This window comes from Bradyrhizobium sp. 21 (genome assembly GCF_023073335.1).
Classification (GTDB): domain Bacteria; phylum Pseudomonadota; class Alphaproteobacteria; order Rhizobiales; family Xanthobacteraceae; genus Bradyrhizobium.
Genome location: NZ_JADPJG010000032.1, coordinates 132,386 through 154,253, shown reverse-complemented (window position 1 = coordinate 154,253; position 21,868 = coordinate 132,386). Strand labels below are relative to the sequence as shown.

Annotated in this window: 16 protein-coding genes, 1 tRNA gene and 2 pseudogenes; 14 read left to right on the top strand and 5 right to left on the bottom strand. The window is 60.6% G+C overall.

Annotation, left to right across the window (positions count from 1 at the left end):
* The first annotated feature begins 140 nt into the window (after positions 1-140).
* The 3 genes from IVB31_RS26000 to IVB31_RS25990 all read left to right on the top strand — a co-directional run bounded on the left by IVB31_RS26000 (position 141) and on the right by IVB31_RS25990 (position 2,219).
* Positions 141-1,145, top strand: a complete 1,005-nt coding sequence (locus tag IVB31_RS26000; RefSeq protein ID WP_247329523.1) for a TRAP transporter substrate-binding protein — start codon at positions 141-143, stop codon at positions 1,143-1,145.
* A 199-nt stretch (positions 1,146-1,344) separates the two neighbouring features.
* Complete coding sequence (locus tag IVB31_RS25995; protein ID WP_247329521.1) at positions 1,345-1,953, top strand: Spy/CpxP family protein refolding chaperone; 609 nt, start codon at positions 1,345-1,347, stop codon at positions 1,951-1,953.
* A 190-nt stretch (positions 1,954-2,143) separates the two neighbouring features.
* A tRNA-Lys gene (locus tag IVB31_RS25990) sits at positions 2,144-2,219 on the top strand.
* 57 nt (positions 2,220-2,276) lie between these two features.
* On the opposite strand, the gene IVB31_RS25985 is transcribed toward IVB31_RS25990, so the two are convergent.
* The 3 genes and pseudogenes from IVB31_RS25985 to istA all read right to left on the bottom strand — a co-directional run.
* Positions 2,277-3,209, bottom strand: a complete 933-nt coding sequence (locus IVB31_RS25985) for a hypothetical protein (RefSeq protein ID WP_247329519.1) — start codon at positions 3,207-3,209, stop codon at positions 2,277-2,279.
* Positions 3,210-3,659: 450 nt separating this feature from the next.
* A pseudogene (gene istB, locus IVB31_RS25980) lies at positions 3,660-4,381 on the bottom strand (IS21-like element helper ATPase IstB); the annotation flags it as partial.
* A gap of 8 nt (positions 4,382-4,389) precedes the next feature.
* A pseudogene (istA, locus tag IVB31_RS25975) lies at positions 4,390-5,879 on the bottom strand (IS21 family transposase); the annotation flags it as partial.
* A gap of 318 nt (positions 5,880-6,197) precedes the next feature.
* Between istA and IVB31_RS25970 the strand changes: the two are divergent.
* The 5 genes from IVB31_RS25970 (at position 6,198) to IVB31_RS25950 (ending at position 9,440) form a co-directional block, all read left to right on the top strand.
* Positions 6,198-6,377 (top strand): helix-turn-helix transcriptional regulator, encoded by a 180-nt coding sequence (locus IVB31_RS25970; protein ID WP_247329517.1) that lies wholly within the window; start codon positions 6,198-6,200, stop codon positions 6,375-6,377.
* A 216-nt stretch (positions 6,378-6,593) separates the two neighbouring features.
* A complete protein-coding gene (locus tag IVB31_RS33690) occupies positions 6,594-6,998 on the top strand; it encodes a type IV secretory system conjugative DNA transfer family protein (RefSeq protein WP_346730900.1) in 405 nt (134 codons plus the stop codon).
* The gene (locus IVB31_RS33685) at positions 6,935-7,450 is read left to right on the top strand and encodes a type IV secretory system conjugative DNA transfer family protein (protein WP_346730899.1); all 516 of its coding nucleotides are present in this window, start codon (positions 6,935-6,937) and stop codon (positions 7,448-7,450) included. The genes IVB31_RS33690 and IVB31_RS33685 overlap by 64 nt, the downstream gene beginning before the upstream one ends.
* Positions 7,435-8,286, top strand: coding sequence for a type IV secretory system conjugative DNA transfer family protein (locus tag IVB31_RS25955; protein ID WP_247329515.1), 852 nt, complete (start codon positions 7,435-7,437; stop codon positions 8,284-8,286). The genes IVB31_RS33685 and IVB31_RS25955 overlap by 16 nt, the downstream gene beginning before the upstream one ends.
* Positions 8,283-9,440: an LPD7 domain-containing protein gene (locus IVB31_RS25950; RefSeq protein WP_247329512.1), complete on the top strand. Its 1,158-nt coding sequence runs from the start codon at positions 8,283-8,285 to the stop codon at positions 9,438-9,440. The genes IVB31_RS25955 and IVB31_RS25950 overlap by 4 nt, the downstream gene beginning before the upstream one ends.
* An 88-nt stretch (positions 9,441-9,528) precedes the next feature.
* Here the strand turns inward: IVB31_RS25950 and IVB31_RS25945 are convergent, their stop codons facing one another.
* A complete protein-coding gene (locus IVB31_RS25945) occupies positions 9,529-9,984 on the bottom strand; it encodes an IS5 family transposase (RefSeq protein ID WP_346730898.1) in 456 nt (151 codons plus the stop codon).
* A gap of 211 nt (positions 9,985-10,195) precedes the next feature.
* Entirely contained in the window at positions 10,196-11,215 is a 1,020-nt protein-coding gene (locus IVB31_RS25940; RefSeq protein ID WP_247329510.1) for a hypothetical protein, read from the bottom strand.
* 128 nt (positions 11,216-11,343) lie between these two features.
* Between IVB31_RS25940 and IVB31_RS25935 the strand changes: the two genes are divergently transcribed.
* Genes IVB31_RS25935 through IVB31_RS25910 form a run of 6 tightly spaced genes read left to right on the top strand, consistent with a single transcriptional unit; the run spans position 11,344 to position 21,859 of the window.
* Complete coding sequence (locus IVB31_RS25935; protein WP_247329508.1) at positions 11,344-12,144, top strand: hypothetical protein; 801 nt, start codon at positions 11,344-11,346, stop codon at positions 12,142-12,144.
* A gap of 25 nt (positions 12,145-12,169) precedes the next feature.
* The gene (locus IVB31_RS25930) at positions 12,170-16,711 is read left to right on the top strand and encodes a non-ribosomal peptide synthetase (RefSeq protein ID WP_247329505.1); all 4,542 of its coding nucleotides are present in this window, start codon (positions 12,170-12,172) and stop codon (positions 16,709-16,711) included.
* 9 nt (positions 16,712-16,720) lie between these two features.
* The gene (locus tag IVB31_RS25925; protein WP_247329502.1) at positions 16,721-17,848 is read left to right on the top strand and encodes an acyl-CoA dehydrogenase family protein; all 1,128 of its coding nucleotides are present in this window, start codon (positions 16,721-16,723) and stop codon (positions 17,846-17,848) included.
* On the top strand, positions 17,845-18,927 hold the full coding sequence (locus tag IVB31_RS25920; protein ID WP_247329499.1) for an acyl-CoA dehydrogenase family protein: 1,083 nt from the start codon (positions 17,845-17,847) through the stop codon (positions 18,925-18,927). Before IVB31_RS25925 ends, IVB31_RS25920 begins: the two co-directional genes overlap by 4 nt.
* Complete coding sequence (locus IVB31_RS25915; RefSeq protein WP_247329497.1) at positions 18,924-20,759, top strand: non-ribosomal peptide synthetase; 1,836 nt, start codon at positions 18,924-18,926, stop codon at positions 20,757-20,759. The genes IVB31_RS25920 and IVB31_RS25915 overlap by 4 nt, the downstream gene beginning before the upstream one ends.
* On the top strand, positions 20,756-21,859 hold the full coding sequence (locus tag IVB31_RS25910; RefSeq protein ID WP_247329495.1) for a zinc-binding dehydrogenase: 1,104 nt from the start codon (positions 20,756-20,758) through the stop codon (positions 21,857-21,859). The genes IVB31_RS25915 and IVB31_RS25910 overlap by 4 nt, the downstream gene beginning before the upstream one ends.
* The last annotated feature ends 9 nt before the right edge of the window (positions 21,860-21,868 follow it).

Below are 21,868 nucleotides of genomic sequence, written 5' to 3'. Positions count from 1 at the left end.
CGGCGTTCGTCACGAATAGCTGCCCTGCTAACTGCCAATAGCGGCTCGATGCGCGAGCCGCTATTGATGCTCCCGGCTAGAGGATAGGCGCCCGCATTGGGCAGCCCAAAAGCACAACAAGAGCATACAAGGGAGACACCATGCGCACCTTCGCGATCGCCGCGTCCATCGCGGCCCTGGCACTTGGCTTGACCGGGCCGGCATCGGCGCAATCGCCTGTTATCATCAAGTTCAGCCACGTGGTCGCCGCCGACACTCCGAAGGGCAAGGCGTCGGAGAAATTCAAGGAGCTGGCCGAGAAGTACACCGGCGGCAAGGTCAAGATCGAGGTCTACCCGAACTCGTCGCTCTACAAGGACAAGGAAGAGCTCGAGGCGCTGCAGCTCGGCAGCGTGCAGATGCTGGCACCGTCCAACTCCAAGTTCGGCCCGCTCGGCATCCGTGAGTTCGAGGTGTTCGATCTGCCCTACATCCTTCCCGACCTGAAGACGCTGCGGAAGGTGACGGAAGGCCCGCTCGGCCTTCGGCTGCTCAAGCTGCTGGACTCCAAGGGCATCACCGGCCTTGCTTATTGGGACAACGGCTTCAAGCAGATGAGCGCCAACAAGAAGCTGGTCGCGCCGGGCGACTATCAGGGCGTCAAGTTCCGCATCCAGTCCTCGCGCGTGCTCCAGGCGCAATTCAAGTCGCTCGGCTCGCTGCCGCAGGTGATGGCGTTCTCGGAAGTCTACCAGGCGCTCCAGACCGGCGTCGTCGACGGACAGGAGAACACCTGGTCGAACATCTATACCCAGAAGATGCACGAGGTGCAGAAGTACATCACCGAGACCAACCACGGCTACATCGGCTACGTCGTGATCGTGAACAAGAAGTTCTGGGACGATCTGCCGGCCGACATCCGCGAGCAGCTTGCGAAGGCGATGAAGGAAGCCACCGACTTCAACAATGCGCAGTCTCAGAAGGAGAATGACGACGCGCTCGCCGAGATCAGAAAGAGCGGCAAGAGCGAGATCATCAAGCTGACGCCGGAGCAGGACGGGGCCATGCGCAAGGCGATGGAGCCGGTCTACAAGGACGCTGCCAGCCGCATCGGCCAACCGTTGATCGACGAGTTCCAGAAGGAAGCCAAGAGCACGACGAACTGATCCGGATCGACCATCAAGGAAGGGGCTTCCGTGCAGGAAGCACGGAGGCCCTTTTTGTTGCAAATGATTTCAATCTGCATCTGAACGGGCATTCAGGGCAGTTACATCTTCGTAAGAACGCCCTCCCTGTCCAAGTTGTAAGTTGCGCGTCAGCCGTCCGGCGCTCATCTTCACGGGCGTCCTTGCAGAGGAGGTTCGTATGAGGAAGTTCACCATCGCCGCCATTGCCGTGCTCAGCATCGCCGGCTCGGGCGCGGTCTATGCCCAATATCATCGCCCGTGGATGGAGCACTTCCGCCACATCCGCATGAACCCGGAAGACCGCGCCGCCTTCGTCGACGCGCGGATCGCCGCCGTCCATGCCGGAATGAAGCTGAGCGCGGATCAGGAGAAGCTGTGGCCGCCGGTCGAAGCCGCCGTGCGCGACTTCGCCAAGCTGCGCATCGACCGCGCCAATGCGCGGATGAATGCCGGCCCCGGCGACGCTGCCAAGGATGCCGACAAGCCGGAGGATCCGGTCGCCCGCCTGCGCCAGCGCGCCGAGGACATGGGTGCGACCTCCACCGCCCTGAAGAAGATCGCCGACGCCGCCGATCCGCTCTACAAGACGCTCGACGAGGGCCAGAAGCGGCGCCTCGCCGTATTGACCCGCCACCGCGGCCCGTTCGGAGGCGGCGAGGACGGCCCGCCCCGCCACTTCATGGAACGGGGCATGGACCGCATGATGGAGCGCGGCATGGACCACTTCCACCGTGAGCGTTTCGACCGCGACGGCGGCCCGGACCGCGACCGCGAAGGCCGGCTCTGAGCGATCAGGGATCTTCCGGAGATCAACCTTGGCGAAGCCGCTGGAATCCAGCGGCTTTTCGCATTTTCTGACCTGTGGGCGAACCCTTGGAAAACCCTTGGCAAACCCTTGGAAAACCTGCCTCACATCGCTTGCCATACCCGGATCGCTTTGCTAAACGACCGGCCTCGCGAGGCTTTAACCGCCTTTCGGGCGCATAGCTCAGTTGGTAGAGCAGCTGACTCTTAATCAGCGGGTCCCAGGTTCGAGCCCTGGTGCGCCCACCAAGCTTTTCAATAGCTTAGGGGTTTCTCGCGGTCGTCCTTCCGACAGAAGGGTCGCGGCTATTCCGACAAACGGCTGCTTTTGTTCTTTCCTCTCGTCGTTTCTTGGTCCCGGAAATCAGCTTTTTCCGTGTGCGCTTTGCATAGGTCGGCAACTGCCGCGATGAGCGGTGGGCGGCCAGCGGCTCTGAGCTCAGCGTCCGTCAGATCGCTGTCGGCTCCCTCGGTAAAGCCGCCGTGGCGGAATGACGTAAAGGACAGCTCTTCACGAAGATTGGCTGCACGGACGATCTTCTTCACGACCCCGCGTAGATAGCGAAGATCCTGCTTGGCCGTGATCCAGGGCAGCGGGGTAGCTGATCTCCGGTGGGTATGGTCGCGTCGAAAGACCAGGCCCGAGACGGTCGTCTGCTTGATCTCGTCGAGCTCAGCCATCAGCTCCGGGAATAAGGTCTCGCCAGTCTCATCGAACAGTGGCCACCAGGCTTCCTCGCCATTCTTTGGGTGCACGATGCGCACACTGTTAGGGCGCTCTTTCGGTCGATAGTGGCCGATCTCGAAAGCACCGAACACGTGTTCTTCTCGCTGGAGCCATTCCCACGCAACAAATGCTGCTGTCGCGATGGATAGATAGCCAAGTTCGTTTGCCTTGACGCGAAAGGCCACGAGTTCGTCCCAGGTTGCGGTTGGTGTCTCTCGTACCGGCTGACCCGGCGCGCGCGCCTTCAGTCCCATTTTTGAGAACGGGTTGACGGTTGGCACTCTCTTTTCTTCTGCACGCTGCCCGACGAACCAGGCACGCCGGCACGCGGTCATCGCCGCATTCGCAAAGTGTCGACGTTCCCGCTGGACGATGTTTCCATCGGCGTCCCTGTCTTCAACAATGAGCAGCTTTGCATAAATGGCGTCGACGAAGCCCTTTGTAAAATCGGCGATCTGCTTCGACCCAGCGCGCGTGCCGTCTTTCAATAGGTGATCAGCGAACAGGGCCAAACCCTGCTCATGTCTTGTGGTCGATTTCCTTCCACTTCTGGTGCCCCTTGAATACGCCGGCGAGCCAGTCAAATGACCCTGGCGTGATGCCGACGGGGCCCAAGTCCGTGAGGCCGCGAGACCGCCAGCTGTCGAAAGCTGGCAATAGAACGTACTCGGCGCGCTCGACGGCCGAGGCGTAATCTTCGCCCAGGGGCTCCGCCTTCACATGGCATCCCTGTTCGTGTGCCCAGGTCGGAGGCTCAAAAAAGTAGGCCCATCGGCCGCTCTTCAATGGCTTCCGTCTGCAATACCGAGGCAATTTCAGTGTCAATCGGCGTTCAAATTTGACCCCGTATCGGCGTCCAATTTTGACCCCTTCGAGCGGCGGGCTTTGGCGATAGCGCTCGCACCGTCGGAGCTGGTCGGGGTTGCGGAGACGGTGCGAGCGCGGGTTGCGTGATCGTCGTCGCGGCTTTTGAAGCGCCAGCTGTCGTTGCCGGTCTCGACGATGTCGCAATGGTGGGTCAGGCGATCGAGAAGCGCGGTGGTCATTTTGGCGTCGCCGAACACGCTGGGCCATTCACCGAACGCGAGATTGGTGGTGACGACGATGGACGTGCGCTCGTAGAGCCGGCTGACGAGGTGGAACAGGAGCTGGCCGCCGGATTGGGCGAACGGTAGATAACCGAGTTCGTCGAGGACGATGAAGTCCATCCGGGTCAAATGCTCGGCGATCCGACCTTGCCGTCCATTGCGGGTCTCGATCTCAGACGGTTGACGAGGTCGACCACGTTGTAGAAGCGGCCGCGGGCACCGGATCGGATGCAGCTTCTGGCGATTGCGATGGCCATATGTGTTTTGCCGGTGCCGGTACCGCCGATCAGCACGGCGTTACGTTGCTGGGCGATGAAGCCGCCGCCGGCGAGATCATTGACCAGCGTCTGGTTGATGGGTGTGCCTTCGAACTGGAAGTCCTCGAGATCCTTGGCCAGCGGCAGCTTGGCGATGGTGAGCTGGTACTTAATCGAGCGGGCCTGCTTCTCGTTGATCTCGGCATTGAGCAGGTCGCCGACAATGCGCTGGGGTTCGTGCTGGCGTTTGACAGCGGTCGCCATGATCTCGTCGAAGGCAGCCTTCATGCCGTAGAGTTTGAGCTCGCCCATGAGGTCGAAGAGTTGAGTACGTTCCATCAGATGGTTCTCCTGAGGTTGTCGTAACGGGCACAGTCGGCGATCGGGGCGTGGCGCAATGTCAGTGCGGCCGGGGTGAGAATGTTGGCTGGCGGCGCAGGATCACGCTGGCGGGCCAGGATGTTGAGCACGACATCGGCGGAATGAACGCCGTGAGCGATCGCCTCGGCGCAGGCTGCTTCAACGGCCGGCAAGCCGTCGGTCAGAACCGCGTTGAGGATATCGACCATCTGCCGGTTGCCATCGTCGGCACTGGTAAGCTTACGCCGCACACGTTCGATCGCAGCCGGAAGCACCCAGTCCTCGAAGGGAGCGCCGTTGCGCAAGGCACCGGGTTTGCGAGCCAGTACCGGCACGTAATGCCAGGGATCATAGGTCGTCTCGCCGCGGCCGAACGAGCGAGCATGCTCGGCAACGATGCGTCCGTCCTGACGGATCACAATGCGGTCGGCGTAGGCGTGAACCTCGACAGGCCGCCCGACAGCGCTGGCCGTGACCGAGTATTTATTGTTGTCGAACCGCACCAGACAGGTCGTCGAGACCGATGCCGGCACCGCGTGGAATCCGTCGAACCGGCCGGCATAGGGAACGAGCTTCGGTCGCTCGGCTTCGAACACCTCCCAGACCGTCTGTTCGGCCAGTTCTGGATGCCGGTGCGCCTTGGCGTAGGCGATGCACTTGTCCAGCAGCCACGCGTTCAACTCGTCGAGGGTTTTGAACCGCAGCCGCGGCGTGAAGAAGCGCTCCCGGACAAGCCCAACCTGGTTCTCGACCTGGCCCTTCTCCCAGCCCGACGCTGGCGTGCAGGCAACCGGATCGACCAGGTAGTGGCTGCACATCTGCATGAAGCGGCGATTGTAGAGACGCCCTTTGCCGACGAAGATCGTCTCCACCGCCGTCTTCATGTTGTCGTAGATGCCGCGCACGCAAGTGCCCTTGAACAGGGCGAACGCCCGGTCGTGGGCGTCGAACACCATCTCCTGTGTCTCGCGCGGATAGCAACGCACGAACAGCATCCGGCTGTGGCAGAGCCGGACATGGGCGGCCTTCACCATCACCGTCACGCCATTGAGCAGGACGACCTCGTGGCTCCAGTCAAACTGGTAAGTTTCTCCGGGCGCAAAGCTAAGCGGGACGTAGGCAGCGGCCGTGGATTGTCCGCGCTCCTTGCTCCATCGCCTGGCGTAGCGCCGCACGGCGTCGTAACCGCCGTCATAGCCGCCTCACGCAGCTCCTCGAAGATCCGGATCAATGTCAGTTGCTCGCGAGCGGACTTGCCCGCGTTCCCTGACAACAACCCGTCGAGTTCTGCTGCCCATCGTCCCAGCTTCGGCCGCGGCTGGACAACACGCTCGTACTCGAATGAGGTCTCTCCCGATCTCAGCACCTTCCGGACTGTGTTCCGCGACACCTTCAGGTCACGGGCGATCTCCTTGATCGTCTTGCCCTTGATGAAGTGCTCGCGCCGTATCCGGGCGATTGTCTCCACGATCAGCATCCCCCGACCACCTGCTTCATGACGAAGCAGGCAGCGCAACAGACCAACCTGTAGGGGGTCAATTTTGGACGCCGATCCCCCGGCTTAGGGGGTCAATATTGCAGGCCGAATGACATCCAAATCCAAGAACGCCTCTACTGATCCTGTCGAAAGGTTCACGTCATCCGCCCGTTGAGCCCCATTCGCCTTTTGCGATCATAGCAATTTCCAACGTCGAATGTAGCTTAAAAGCGGTCGCCTTAAAGGCGTCGATTTGGCCGATGTGTTTCTGTGAAACGGACACACAAAGGGCCCCTGCGAGACATCCTGGCGAAGAACATGCGCCGCCTACGGGCCGCGCGTGGTCTGAGCCAAGAGGCGCTTGCGCACGAGAGTGGACTGAACAGGACCTATCTCAGTGGGGTCGAACGTTCCGAACGGAATGTATCGATCGACAATTTGGCACGGATTGCTAAGGGCCTCGGTATTGAGCCTTGGAAGTTACTGAAGGACGACTGAGCCACCATCGGCAGCCACTTCGGCGGAATTCCGCGCAGCCTGCCGCTGCCTCGCCTGCGCCATTCGTAACAGAGGCCTTGATCAGTGCGCTGCCTGCGGCGACATCGTCCACCTCGCTAGGCGTTGTCGGAAGTCAGCCGCCGCTGAAGGTGACCGACGACATGACCGGCCGCGAGCACAGTTTCAAAACGGCGATCGTGGCTCAAGGCATTTCGAATATGTCATCGGTGCAATCTTTCGGCACCGTCCTCCCCCGCTTCACGGCAGCGCGCGTTTCGCGTCCGAGCGCGAGATCAAGGCCGCTGGCCTGCGATCCAAGGAGGGCGTGCTGCTCGGCCGAAAGGACGGCGCCCTGCTCTGCTTCGGCGGATCGGAACACATGCTGTCTACGCTCCAACCAGGGCCGCGAAGGGCGTTGGCTACGTCATTCCAAACCTGCTCAACTGGTCGGGCTCAGTCGTCGTTCTGGACGTGAAGAAGGAAAACTGGGATCGTTCCGCGGGATTTCGGGCGACCCACGGACAGGAGATCTATCTGTTCGACCCGCTCCGACGAGAATGGTCGAACCGCGCGCTACAATCCCCTGGGCTATGTGCGCAGCGATCCCGCCGACCTTTATGACGATTTGCAGCGCATCGCGGTCATGCTGTTTCCCGCCGAAAGTCGCGGCGATCCCTTTTGGTTCGAGGCCGCACGTTCGGCCTTTCGCGATCGGCGGCTATGTCGCGGAAACGCCTGGCTTTCCATTGACGATCGGTGAGATCCTGCACCAGCTGTCCGCGGCCCCCGACCTCAAGGCCCATTTTGATAAGATCATCGTCGCTCGCAAGTCCGGCCCTTCGCCGCTGTCGCGGCACTGCATTACAGCATTGAACGGCTTCCTCGCGGCTTCGGAAAACACCATGAACTCGGTGCGCAAGACCGTCACGGCGAGGCTCGGTCTCTGGCTCAATCCCCGGATCGACGCGGCGACCGCAACCAACGATTTCGATCTGCGGCAGCTCCGGCAACGGCCGAGGTCGATCTATCTCGGCGTGACCCCTGATATCTCGACCGCATGTCGCCGCTTCTGAACTTGTTCTTTCAGCAGGTGGTCGATCTCAATACCCGCGCGCTGCCGGAACAAAATCCCGAACTCAATCGCAAGGTGCTGCTGTTGCTCGATGAGTTTCCGGCGCTGGGCAATGTCAATGTGCTGGCGAAATCGGTGGCCTTCATCGCCGGTTACGGCATCCGCCTCCTCACGGTGGTCCAGAGCCCGGCGCAGCTGCGCGCAATCTACGGGATCGACGCAGCCCGCAACTTCATGACTAACCATGCTGTCGAGGTGGTCTTCGCGCCGAAAGAACAGGATGTCGCAAACGAGCTCTCGGAGCGTATCGGCTATGATACGGTGAAGGCGCACAGCCGGAGCGGACCGAAAGGGCTGGCGATGCGCTCGACCAGCGAGACGATCTCCGAACATCGGCGCGCCCTGATGCTGCCGCAAGAGCTGAAGCTTCTTCCAAAGTCGAAGGCATTTATCCTGGGCACCGGCATTCCACCCGTCATTGCGGACAAGATCGTCTATCACGAAGATGAGACGTTCCTGAGACGGCTGCTGCCAGCTCCCGTCCGGGAGATGCCCAGAGGCCACTCGACCGCTCTGCTTGACGCCGAGATCAAGGAGCTTCGCTCCGAGATGGCTGAGCTACGCGCGGTGTTTCGATCCCGCCCGATGACCGATGAGGAGGTAGCCGATCCCTCCACAATTCCAGCCAACGCGTCTTTCGATTTTGGGGATGTAGACGTGGACCTCGAAGGACTCTCTGAGGACGACGCTGAAAGCGTGGACGCTGAACTACATCGACGCTCAGGTCATTCCGCCGACTCGGCGGACCGGCCGCGAGCAGAACGGACGACAGCATGAACGACAGGCATGACGAGAGCGAGGAATTCAGCCTGGTGTGGCAGCGTCGCCCGGGCCGCGCTTCCGCCCGAGATAAGGGGGAAGAGTCGATAGCACCAGCCGCCAACAAGCTTTCATCCCCGGAGATCATCGATAGTGCGTTTCCGGACCGTATCCGTCGGAAATATTACGTGGGGGCCAGTGAATCTCAAAAGGATGGGTCCGACCGGGAAGCGCGGCTCTATGCCGATGAGCGGAAAGAGTACCTCACGTTCAAGGCCACTGACGATCGCCTCGTCACCCGCATAGCTGCCGCAGAAGTGATCCGGGACATGGTCAGCGTGGCACAACATCGCCAGTGGGAGGCACTTCACGTCCGTGGTTCTGTCGAGCTCCGAGGCGGCGCTTGGCTAAAATCTAGCGCGCGCGGGATGGATGTGAAAGGCTACCAGCCAAGCGAGCTTTATCGCCAGGCGCTCGCTGACCGACGAGCCGCATGGGATGGAGCCCAGGCCCGGACCGACGATGCAGAGGCTCGCTCGGCCTCCGACAGGCCACTGCAGGCGGAGAGGTTCGATTACGACAAGGGCCCTTCCGGACGTCTGATGGAGGTCGGTTATGGCCCTTACCGCAACCGCGTCGACGCGGAGCCATCAACCTATGTGGCCATCGAACTTGACGATGGCCGGCGACATCAGGTGTGGGGCGTCGGCGTTGTACCGGATGTCGCAGATAGTGGCGCCGGGCCTGGCGACCGCATCTCTATGCGCAGGAATGGCGTCGTCCCCGTCACCTGGGCGATCAAGTCCATAGACGCCACCACAGGAGTGGCTGCCATTGAACGGCGCCAGATGTGGCGGAACATTTGGAGTGTGACGGTGGTGGAACGCCGTGCAGACCGACCGGCGGACGAGCGCGATTCCGACCTACTCGCTGCCAAATCCCAGCTTGTCTTCATCAAGAAGCTCGTCGAGCGCGCTCTGCCGAACGACGAGAATGTTCGTCGGAGCATTATGGCCTTCGCCAAGGAGCGCATCGCGCGGCATCTCAACAACGGCAATTCCTTTGAGCGCGCGACGGTTCTAGAACCTGTACAGGATCGCTATCGACTAGGACCCGACAAGAATGGGTCCCGTCAGGGAGAGCAGGCGAGAGTTAACGAGCAGGAGCGCTGAAATCCCCTGCTAACGACAGCAGTACCTTTCAAGCCCTCCGTGTGTAGGAGCGATTTATCTAGCCGCAAACGTCAGCTAGGGTTCAGACTCAATTGATCCAATAGACAACGATGGCGGCGAGGTGGATGGCAGCCAGGAAGCTTCTAGCAAGTTTGTCGTAGCGAGTTGCGACACGCCTGAAATCCTTGAGGCGGCAGAAACAGCGCTCGATGACGTTGCGCCCCTTATAGGCGCGTTTGCTGAAGCTGTGGAAGGTGATCCTGTTGGATTTGTTTGGAATGACGGGCTTGGCCCCACGATCGATGATTTCGGCGCGAAAGCCGTCGCCGTCGCATCCTTTGTCCCCAATGAGGGCAGACATGGGTGGCGCGAGTTCCAAGAGGGCCGGTGCCGCGGCAATATCTGCGTCCTGGCCTAGAGTGAGATGAAATGCGCAAGGTCTGCAATCAGGATCACTCAGTGCGTGGATTTTCGTGGTCCGCCCACCGCGCGAGTGGCCGATCGCCTGTTCATGCTCCCCCCTTTCTGCCGCTTGCCGAGCGATGCGCCTTGATTGAAGTGGAGTCGATCGACAAAGTCACGCAGTCGTTCCCGCCGCGGGTGAGCGCTTCAAAGATCGCCTGCCAATGTCCGCGCTTGGCCCAGCGATTAAAGCGATTGTAGATTGTCATGTAAGGACTACAGTCGGGCGGACAATCGCGCCCGCGTGCGCCGCACTGACGCCTCCGTGTAGGATGGAGTTCTTGGTACGAAGGCTACGACGACTTGCTTGGCGCATCGACGAGTGTTGGTCCTTCGAGGTCCGTTTTCTTGAGAGTCGTCTTTATGACGAGTTCGGAGAGCAAAGCACTTGCGGGTTGGAGAACCATCCCACTCCAGGCCGCTGGACTCACGGAAAGTGCCAGGAGCGGTTTGCAAGCGCGCTCCGGACAGGTATGCATGAGCTCGGTGGTGCTCTCGACTAAATTAATGATGATGTCGGCTCCGAAAACGTGTGAATTCCTGGCGAGCCGTTCCTCATAGTTGTACACGGAGTCTGCACCGAAACCGGCTTCTTTCGAATAAAAGCGAAGAGTATTGGGCTGCACGTTCATCGTCACAAGACGATCGATATCGGAGCCTCTGATGCTGGCATTTGCTAGCGCGCGTTTGGTGACCGACCGTACCCCGCTTGATGCATATCGATAGACCTTGAGGAAATCGACTTCATCATGCAGCCTAAGATCGGTCCCGATTGACGTTCCGCGGACCAAGAAGCCACCTAGCTCCGGATTAATCGAGATCAGGCAACTTGCTGCGCCGTCGCTCAATATCGCCGAATTGTTGGCGGTCAATCTGTCGGCGGGTCGCGCGCAGGTATCCGCGGTGACTACCGCTACACATCTGGCGGAGCGGGCGCGAATGAGGTCGCACGCATGGACCACGGCGATGCCGAAGTTCGCGCAGCCATTCGTGCTCATTCCAATCAATGGTGTTAGCGGCAGACCAAGCTGGGAGCTACCCTTTTTGAAGTCCATCATGTCTCTGGAATGGTCAAGCATTCTGGTCGAACAGTACAGTACAAGGTCAGGGACAATTCCCCGCATGCACTTCAATGTTCGCGCCAACGAGGCAAGAGCCATCGCGGGAGCTGACGTTTCGGTGCGGAGATAACATCTAAGCCCCAGCTGCATCAGCGTGTCGATCACGCCGCTCTCGATATGGCCACTCAACTCGATGAGAGGGCGGCTCTCTCCGAGTTCGTACTCGCAACATGAGAGATAAATCTGTTCCATCACTGTCCCTGTCGTCAGATTCCCGTTTCTGTAATTCAATCATAATGAGGTATATTGACAAGATAACAACCAATGCTATTCTTTGGGCGGGATGCCGAATGGCACGATCAAGATTCTTGGAGGAGACAATGGTGCAAATTGTGGGCGATGATCGGCCCCTTGAGTTGGTTGATCTCGATACGGTTACAACTCGGTATCTTGAAACGCAGGGTCCATCCGCAGCGAACTACATCTCGGCCCGAAATCAATTCCAGCGGGAAGGATTCGCCGTTGTTACAAGCTTCATCCCGCCCGCCTTTGTCGGAGCAGTCGAGCGGGAGGCGAGAGTACTGCTCGATGCCGGAGCGATACGACGTGACTTCCGAATGAAAGCAACTGACGATACGCCTCGACGCATGCGGAACGTGCGGCAGGCGGAAATTAAACGCCGAGGGAAGGTGGTCCCCGCGCTGTACGAATGCGCTGCATTGCGGGCGATGCTGGGCGAGATAGCAGGCGAGCCGCTTTTTACGTGTCCCTTTGATGACGAACAATACGTCATCACCTGTCTCGAGCAGCCCGGCGACACGCACGGCTGGCATTGGGACGACTACAGCTTCGCGCTGGTGTGGGTCATACAGGCGCCCCCCGTCGAGCTCGGCGGCTTCGTCCAATGTGTGGGCAATACCGTCTGGAACAAGAGCAATCCCCGGGTCGCTGCAGCTCTCGCCGGCGGAGTCACGCGCTCCTATCCGGTCGGCTCGGGTCAGGTCTATTTGATGAGGACGGATATCACGCTGCATCGTGTCTATCCGCTGCTGCAACCGACCGTCCGGATCATCGCGAATATGGCCTGGGCGTCGACGCGCAACCTAGCGCAGACGATCTCGCACGAGACGGTGGACGCGCTGTGGAGCGCGACCGATGAGCAAGCTCGCGGTGCCGAATAATTGATCACGTGAACGGGAGGGCGCGATGAGCGACTTGCAAGAGAGGCTCGGCAAGCTGTCGCCAGAGCGTCGAACGAGGTTTCTGAGCAGCTTGCTAGGCCAACCGGCTAGCCCCGACGACGCGCTGCCGAGAGCCAGTATTCTTCAGGAGCAGCTCTGGTTTGTGGACGAGGCGTCGGCCGGCCGGGCGCGTAACAATCTCGCGATGCAGATCCGCCTTTGCGGACCAGTGGAGGCGGGAAGGCTAGTCGCTGCCTTGCGCAGTGTCTTAAGAGCATTTCCCGTGCTGACGAGCCGTTTTCGTCCGCTCGATGAACGTCTCGTGCTCGAATCGGCGCTGGACCTGGAAGCATTCACAATCCCGGATCATCGTTTGGACGCGGAGGCGGCGCTAATCACGAACGATCCGACGGTGAAGGCGCTCGTCGAGACGAGCTTTGATCTGAACAACGGTCCCCTGTTCCGCGTGAGGCTGCTGCATCTGCCCGGCGGTGCTCGTTCCCTGCTGTGGGTGGCTCATCATTCCGTTTGGGATGGCATCTCGCACAGCCTCTTTCTGCGGCATCTGGTTGACGCTTTGGAGGGAAGGTTCGCAGCTTCGCCAGCAATGCCTGGTTATACGGATTTTGCGTTGCGCCAAAGGCAGCTCGTTCGCGAGGAGCGAGAGAGACATGTAGCGTATTGGCGTGCCAGGTTGCATGGACACGCGGAGCTCGACCTGCCGCTCGACTATCCTCGGCCGATGGTCCCCGAATTCGACGGCGCCCGGCGGCGGCGTCTTCTGCCGCAGAGCCTGAGGAGCCGGATCAGAGATCTCTGCAGACAGTTCAAGTGCTCGCCTTACGCCATCTATCTTTCGGCGATCTACGTCCTGCTGCTTCGTTATACTGGGCAGAGGGACCTTATCGTAGGAGGGTCGGTAGACTGTCGGTCGCCCGAGTTCCAGAACAGCCTTGGTCTCTTCGTCAACATGCTCCCGCTCCGGCAGATGCTGCCAGACGATGCGACATTCTCGGTGCTGGTCGATCAGGTCCGCGCTTCGTTGGCAAGCGACTTGGCGCACAAGGATCTGCCCTTCGCCGAGCTCGTCACCGCAATCAATCCGCCGAGGGTATCCGGGCGCGCGCCAATCTTTCAGGTCGAATGCACCTATGAAGCTCGTGAGTTCGAGGCGATCGAATGCGATGGCTTGCGGCTCGAGCCTGAGGTGCTGCACGATGCAGGCGCGCGATTCGACCTTGCCTTCGTAATCGAGGATTCTCCGGAGCAGCTTGCCGTCAACGCGGAGTATGCATGTGCGCTGTTCGACCGATCGACCGTTGATCGGATGTTGGCCAACTACGAGACGTTGCTTCGCAATGTCGCGGAACAGCCGGAATGCATTATCGACGAGATACCCCTGATCAGCCCGGGAGAACAAGCGATCTTGGCCGCCTGGGGAAGAGGACCTGCGATCCCGTCGACCGAAGAATCGCTGATCGATCGCTTCAACGACCGTGCACACGATCTTCCGGAAAAGACGGCGGTGGTGGACGCGTCCTCCAGCGTCACTTTTCGCGAGCTGGATGAGCTTTCGGATCGAATTGCGTGCGCATTAAGGGCAAGGGATGTCCGTGGGAATGATTGTGTCGCTCTTGCCGTACGGCGCTCCGTCGAAATGGTGGCTGCGGTGCTCGGCGTGCTCAAAGCTGGAGCTGCTTTCGTTCCGATCGATCCGGGCGCGCCCGAACGCAGGATCCGTTCCATCGTCGAGAGCTGTTCGGCCAAAGCTCTTCTGGTCAGCGACGCATTGCGCAGCCGGTTGCCGCTTGGGCTGGATCGGCAGATGATCAGCATCGAAGACGCGTTGCAAGCGCCGATATCCGGGGAAAGGCTCCAGTCCGCGCAGCCGGCGCCGGACAGCCTGGCGTACGTGATCTACACTTCGGGTAGTACGGGCGAGCCGAAGGGGGTGATGATCGAACACCGTTCGGTCATCAATTGCATAGACGGCATCAGGAGCGCCTACGAGCTCACCTCCGACGAAAGAGTGATGCATTTCGCGTCCTTGAGCTTCGATGTCGGAGTCTTCGACATGTTCGTCGCCCTTCTTGCCGGTTGCACCTTGTTCATTGCGAGCGATGAGGATCGGCTGGATCCCGAGGCCCTCGAGGGAGTCATCGCTCGGCATGAGATTACATTCGCGGAGTTGCCAGCTGCGCTGATGCCGCTGATGCGTCCGAACCGGCTGCCCAACCTCAGGGTGGTATCGACCGGCGGCGAGAAGTTCGGGCGTGAGTTGGTGGACTCTTGGCAGTCTAACGGGCGCAGGTTCTTCAACGGATACGGACCGACCGAGTGCACCATTGCCATGATCTTATCCGAATGTACCGCGGGCGATGTGCGACTTCCGGCGATTGGAAGGCCCATCCAGAACCATACAGTCCATGTCCGCGACGGCCGCGGAAACCTGGTTCCTGTAGGGGTCGCCGGGGAACTCTATGTGGAAGGGGTGGGGCTCGCCCGCGGCTATATCAACGATGAGGAGCTGACGAGGGAAAAGTTTGTCAGTCGCAATGACGGCGCGGGAGGCACCACGACAGCCTATCGCACAGGGGATACCGTCCGCTGGCGCTTTGACGGGCAACTTGAGTTTTTGGGGCGCCGCGACGCTCAGGTGAAGCTCAATGGATTTCGAATTGAAATCAGCGAGGTCGAGCGCGCGTTTACGTCTTTCGAAGGCATCCTGCAATGCGCGGTGTTTCTCCTTGAGGACGAGACCGGAAAATGGCTTCGTGCCTATGTCGCGCCCGCCGGCGAGCGACTGGCATCGGTGCCGGGTCTGCGAACGCACCTTACTCAGCTTCTTCCCGGCTACATGATTCCTCGAGAGATCTTTCAAATCGAGAAAATGCCCTTGAACCACTCGGGGAAGGTCGACCGAAATGTGCTTCTGGATATGGAATCCGTTCGGCTCGGTTCGGATCATATCGTCGAACCGGAGACTCCGCTCGAAAAGGAGATCGCTGCAAAGATTTTCGCTCCTGTCTTCGCGGGCAGGCAAATCGGTCTGAACGATAATTTCTTCGAGGCAGGGGGGGGCTCGCTGCAGGCGGCGCAATTAGTCGCTCGGATACGCACTCGATTCGAGTGCCGGATGTCAATTGCGGAGTTTTTCAAAGCGCCGACGATTGCCGGCATCGCCGAATTCGTCGCCCGGCAACAACGAACTGCATCCGGGGCGGACCAGGAATCCCTACTCGCGGGGCTCGATTCATCGGGGGACGGCGCCGGACCGATCGGCTCGGAGTTGCGGGTCTGGCGACACGCACTGATCTATCCGGATGGTGAGATTTACAACATTCCGATTGCTTTGCGGATCAGAGGACAATTGGACGCCGAACGGTTGCAGTCGACGATGACGGCGCTGGCGCAAAGGCACGATGCCCTTAGATCCTATTTCGTACAGTCTGACGATCCCAAACGGGTGGTGCTGAATGATTGGGCGCCGGAGCTGCAGGTTGTGGATTGGCAGGACGAAGGCCACTCCGCAGCCGAGTTGTCGAAGTTCGTGGCGGCGAGGGCGAGCGGTCCATTCAATCTGTCACTTCCCGAACCGCCATGGCGCGCGAGTCTCGTCCGTGTCGCTTCGGAGGAGCACCTGCTCGTGATCGCGCTACATCACTTGATCTTCGACGGCTGGTCCGTTGGTGTGTTTGTTCGCGACCTGCTCGATCTCTATGACAGCTCCCCACGGCCGCTCAAGACGTCCGAGCGCTGGCGCAGTGAGCTTCAGAGCGCTGCGGACCTATCATTCTGGCGAGATCGCCTGAAGGGCGGACCGCCGCCATTGATCTGGAAGGCAGCGGCGGACAGGAAGAACGGATCGGGCGAAGGTACAGCAGCTATTACCCTTGATCTACCAGTTGTCGAGGAGCTTCGCCAGGTCTGCGCGGCGAGGGGTGTCACGCCCTACATGTGGCTACTCACGTGCTTTGCCTGTGCGATGAAGCGCTTCGTCCGCAATGAGGCGTTCGTTGTCGGAGTGCCGATCGCCAATCGAGTTGATGAGAACCTCGAGGACGCCATCGGCTGCTTTGCAAACGCTGTACCCATTTTGCTCGAGCCGGAACGCGACTCGTCTTTCGGCCGCTGGCTGGAGATTGTCCGCCGGGAGGTCGGCGAGAGCCTGGCTCATTCGACCGGTCCCATCGATCGCCTGATCGACGACCACCGGGAGGTGACGCCTCCGGGACGAGCGCCGGTCTTTCAGGCTATGTTCGCGGTCCAGAATACGCCGGAGATGCGGGCAACCGGCCAAAGCCTGTCCGTGACGCGCTACCGTGATCATCTGAAATGGCCGATGCTGCCGATTCGCGCATTCTATAGCCCACTCCCGGAGATGCTCGACATATCCTTGGTTGGCGAGCTTCGCGACGGGAGTTTCGTCGGCCTATTGGAGTATGAGCTGGGCCTCCTCGATCGGGCTGTGGCGCTGGACCTGTTGCGGACATTCGAAGCGATCACAAGAGGTACGATCGAGAACCCTGCGGCGCGGATCGACAGCCTTGGCTCTCACCCGGTGTGAGCGAACGCGATGCAATTTTCCTTCAGCGCTCAAGAGGACTCCTTTCGACAGCATGTCAGGTCTACGCTGTTGCGCCCGGACATTGCAGAGTTGATCGACGTCGCAAATGGACACCAAGCCGATCCACGTCCGTTGTATCGCGCCTTGGGGGAGGCCGGACTGCTTGCAGTGAACTGGCCGATCGAATTCGGCGGACTGGGACTTGGACAGATATATGCCGGCATCGTGATCGAGGAGATGGGCTTGGCGAACGTGCCCGACACGTTGCACCTGCTGTCGGTCCAGGTGGTTGGCTCCATCCTTCTCGCATCGGGCACTGCGAGGCAAAAGAAATCGCTGGCCCGGCGGATCGCCAGCGGCCAGATGTTTGCCTGCGTTCTCTTTACCGAGCCCGAAACGGGAACCGATCTTGCGGCCATCAGGACCACAGCCAAGCGCATGGAGGACGGAAGCTTCCGAATCTCGGGCAGGAAACGCTACAGTCTCAGAGCGGGGTTCGCCGACTATGGGCTCTGCCTCGCACGCACCCAGGATAGTGCGACGGGCCACCAGGGCCTCACACTGTTTCTCCTGTCGCTCGCCGAGCCCGGCATTGCCGTCCACCGCCTCCCTTCGCTGGCCGATGAGCCGTTTCACGATGTCGTTCTCGACGACGCTCGTGCAACAGGAGAGTGTGTCATCGGCGACGAGGGAACTGCCTGGGGCACGATGCTGGCGGCGCTCGCATTCGAGCGAACCGGTACCGATTACATGGTGCGCGCCCGGCGCTGGCTGAAGGAGATCGCGACATGCGCGGGTGCGGCGGCGCATCTGGGAGCAGCGGAGATAGGACTGGCCAGCGCGGAACTGGAAGCTGCGCAACTGATGTGTTGGGACATTCTCAGTCGGATGGACGACGGCGATTGCGACGAGACAATGAACGCCATGGCGAAGCTCTACAACAGCGAGCTTGCTCAGAGAATCGGTTGGCTTGGTAGTGAGCTTTGTCCGCCAGGCCGTTTGGGCAGCCACAGGATGTTGGACGCGGCCCATCGAGAGGCGCCGGGGCTCACGATCTCGGCCGGCGTGTCGGAGGCCATGTTGGAGACGATTGCTCGCAGTCATCTGGTGAGACCCGAGGGGGGCGCATCGACATGAAGCCGGGATTTGACAAGTCCGATCTATCGTTCCGGGCGGCAATTCGAAGATCGCTCGTCGCCGCGACCAAGGGTGGCGTCGCCGAGGTCTGGCGCGTGCTGAACTCGATCGATGCTTTCTCCTTTGCGCTGCCATTGGACTCTGGCGGCTTGGACCTGGGCGAGCCGGCGATCATCCACGTCGTTGAAGAGCTCGGCCGGCTGGCCTGTTCGACGCCCTTTATGGAGTTCGTCGACTCTCTCATGTGCGCGGCGGACCAGGGGACCCGGCGCGAGCTTGCCTTGCTCTTGCAGCACGACGAGCCTGTTGGCGTCGTTGACCTGGAGGCAGCTTCCTCCTGTCCGACGAATGGGGACCGCCATCCCGTGTGCCGCCTGAACGGTTTTGCGATGCATCAGCGTTGTCCAGTGGCTGCTCGGGTGCTGGTGCGGCACCACACCAAGCAGGGTACTTCGCTCCATATCGCCAGCAGCGGAATGACGGGGTTCGAGGTTGCCGCCGTGCACGACGCGTGGGGGAGCGGCTACGGGCACGTCACCCTCGAGAATGCCGAGCTCGCTCGGATCGGCGTGTTCCGCAATTCGGCCGAAAGGTCCGCTCGTGTGCAAATCCGGCAAGCTGGATATCTGGTAGGTTTGAGTGCCGGTGCGCTCGAGCACGCCGCAGCACACGCCAATGCACGTCACCTGTTCGGACGCCCGTTGGTCGACCAGCAATCGGTTGCGTTCCGTCTCGCATCGTTGGCTGCGCGCATAAGCGCAGCGCGCCTTCTAGTTCATCGCGCCGCGAGCGAGCCGCCCGGAGAAGAGCTTGAGCGTCTGGCGTTGCAGTCCCTGCTGCTCGCCAGCGTCGTTGCGCGGGATACCGGTCAGGTCACGATGCAATTGCACGGCAGCGGCGGATTGCTGAGCACATCCCAGGCTAGTCGCTTCTACATGATGATCTCGATCGAGCGCAATCGCATGGAGTCGGCACTCGAACTCAGCCACCGCGTCGGGAAGCTCTATCTCGGGCAAGTGCAGACCCCGAGGGACAGTCGGCCAGAGCCAGACTGCGAGTTGTTGGGAGCTGTCCAATGAGGCCCGATCCGGCGGCTGCACTGGAACGACTGGTTCTGCCCGCGCCCTACGAATTCGCCGAAGCGGCGATGCGTCACCACAAATCGCGTTGTGCGATTGTGGCCGGCACGCGCCGCTTGACGTACGACGAGCTCAACGACTGGATAGACGCAATTTCCAGCGAGTTGCTCGCCGGATTCAAGCTGACGCCGGGCTCGGTCGTCGCGATATGCTGCGGCCATTCCGCGGCACTCGTCGCGGCACTATTGGCGGTGCTCAGGACGCGGGCCGTGTTTGTGCTGATCGATCCTGCATTGCCGGAACAACGGCAGCGAGAGATGTGTCGAACGGCGCGGTCCGTTCTCATCATCGAAGCCGTGAACGATCAGGTACGGATGAGGCGTTGCGAGGAGAGCTACGAGGATGGAACGGCGCCTCCGCCGTTGCCACACGCGGCCTCGGACGCCGCAAGCTATGTTGCGTTCACGTCGGGTTCGACCGGCAAGCCGAAAGCCGTGCTCGGAGGCGGTGCCGCACTCTCGCACTTCTTTTCCTGGTATCTTGAGCAATTTCCCGTAACGCCGGACGACCGCTTTCCGCTTCTGTCCGGCATCGGCTACGATCCGTTGCTGCGAGACATTTTTCCGGCGCTTCGAGCCGGAGCGAGCATCTGGATTCCGGAGCAGGACTGTAAGAGTTCGCCGATAGCACTGCACAGGTGGATAGCCGAACAAGCAATTACGGTATGGCACACCACACCCCACCTTGCGGATCTTGTCGCGGAGGCAGGCCAGGAGGCATCCCTGGTGCAGTTGCGGCGCATCTTCCTCGGCGGGGACAAGTGCCGTTGGCAGACCATAGGAAGCCTCAAGCGACTGGCGCCGAACACGCAGATCGTGAACTTCTTCGGTGCCACCGAGACCCCGCAAGCGGTTGCTTGGTTCGACGTGGACGAGGTCGGGGAAGCGCTGCCGGTGACGGGCCATGTTCCTGTAGGATGCGGAATTCGCGATGTCCAGCTCCTGATCTTGGGCAGTGATGGGGAGTTGCTGCCAGAGGACGAGGTCGGCGAGGTGTGCGTGAGAACCCCCTATCTCTCGTTTGGCTATCTGAATGAGCCAGACGAGACCTCGAGGAGATTCCAGCGGAACCCGTTTACCCGGGATCCTCTCGATCTGATGTATCGAACCGGTGATCTCGGCAAATACCTACCCGGAGGCGACGTTCAGCTAGTGGGACGAGCCGACGACCAGGTCAAGATCAGGGGGCATCGCGTCGAACCGGAGGAGGTGCGTGCGGCGATCCTCTGTTGCGCGGGCGTACGCAATGCATTCGTCTTTCCCGTCCAGGATGCAGGCGACGATGTGCAATTGGCCTGCGCCTTGGTGCTCGATGCACTGTGCTCGGCACAGCAGGTCGTCGCGCATCTGCGCGAAGTCGTCCCTCAGCACATGAGACCGGAACGGATATTCGAGGTCGAGCGCCTGCCGTTGAACGCGAACGGAAAGATCGATCAATCCGCCCTGTGTGCGATTGCGCTTGGGGAAAACGCGGATGCAACGGCCGACCCCCTTGAGAGCGAATTGGCGAAGATCTGGTCAGAACGTTTCGGCAGAGCGGTCGGCGCGAAGGCCGATTTCTTCGATCTCGGTGGACACTCCTTGACGGCCGCCCATTTGAGCACCCGGATATCCAAGCGGTTCGGCATCTCCGTTCCGATCTCTCTGCTTTACGAAAATTCATACCTTCCGGATTTCGCAATGCAGATCCGGCTGTTGATCGAGCGGGAAGCCGGGGCGATGGATACGTCTGCGCCTGCTTCGCTAAGCGATTGGTCACGGGGGCCGAGATGAAGGTAAAGGCGGCGGTGGCGGTTGCCCCCAACAAGATTGAAGTCCTGGCGGTCGACCTGGATGAACCCCGAGCCGGAGAGTGCCTTATAGAAGTTTGCGCCAGCGGCATCTGTCATACGGACGATCTTGCCTTGTCCGGTGATCTTGCCGAGGTGACTTTTCCAGTCATCCTCGGACACGAGGGAGCCGGGGTCGTGCGAAAGGTTGGTGCGGGCGTGACGGCCGTCGAGCCCGGCGACCACGTCATATTGCTTCACAAGCATGCCTGCGGCGGCTGCGCGTTCTGCCTCGACGGACGGACGAACCTTTGCCTTTTTGGCCGTGAGCAGAAGAAACGTGGGCTGATGCCTGACGGCACCACACGATTCTCGATAGCGGGTAAGCCGGTGTATCATTACATGGGAATTTCCACGTTCTCGAGCCACACCGTCGTCGCCGAAGCGGCTGTGGCCAGGATTAGAAAGGACGTCCCGCTTCATCGCGTGTGCTGCATTGGCTGCGCGGTCGCCACGGGATTGGGCGCGGTTCTCCGGGCCGCGAATGTCAAGTCCGGCGCGAGCGTTGCCGTTTTCGGGCTTGGGGGCGTTGGCCTCAATGTCGTGCAGGGCGCGCGGCTGGCAGGGGCGGGGACGATCATCGGGCTGGATACCAATCGGGATCGCCAGGCGATGGCGAGGCGTCTCGGTGTCACGGACTTCATTGCGGTCAGCGGCGACGGCCGGGATGTGCTGGAGTCTGTCTACAGGATTGCAAAGGACGGGGTCGATCATAGTTTCGAATGCATCGGGTGCACGAGTGTGATGCGACTTGCACTTGAGAGCTGCCATTTTGCCTGGGGCCGCTGCACGATTGTCGGACTTGCTCGGAAGGGACAGGAGCTTTCCTTTCCGCCCGATATGCTCGACGGCCGTTGTCTGCGGGGAACGACGTTCGGCGAGATGCATGGCCGCAAGGACATACCCACAATCGTCGATTGGTACGCCGACGGACGGCTGCAGATCGATCCGCTGATAACGCACGAGCTTCCCATTGATGACATAGGACGCGGTTTCGAACTGATGAGACGTGGCGAATGTCTTCGTTGCGTGATCCGCCACTAGAGGAACGGA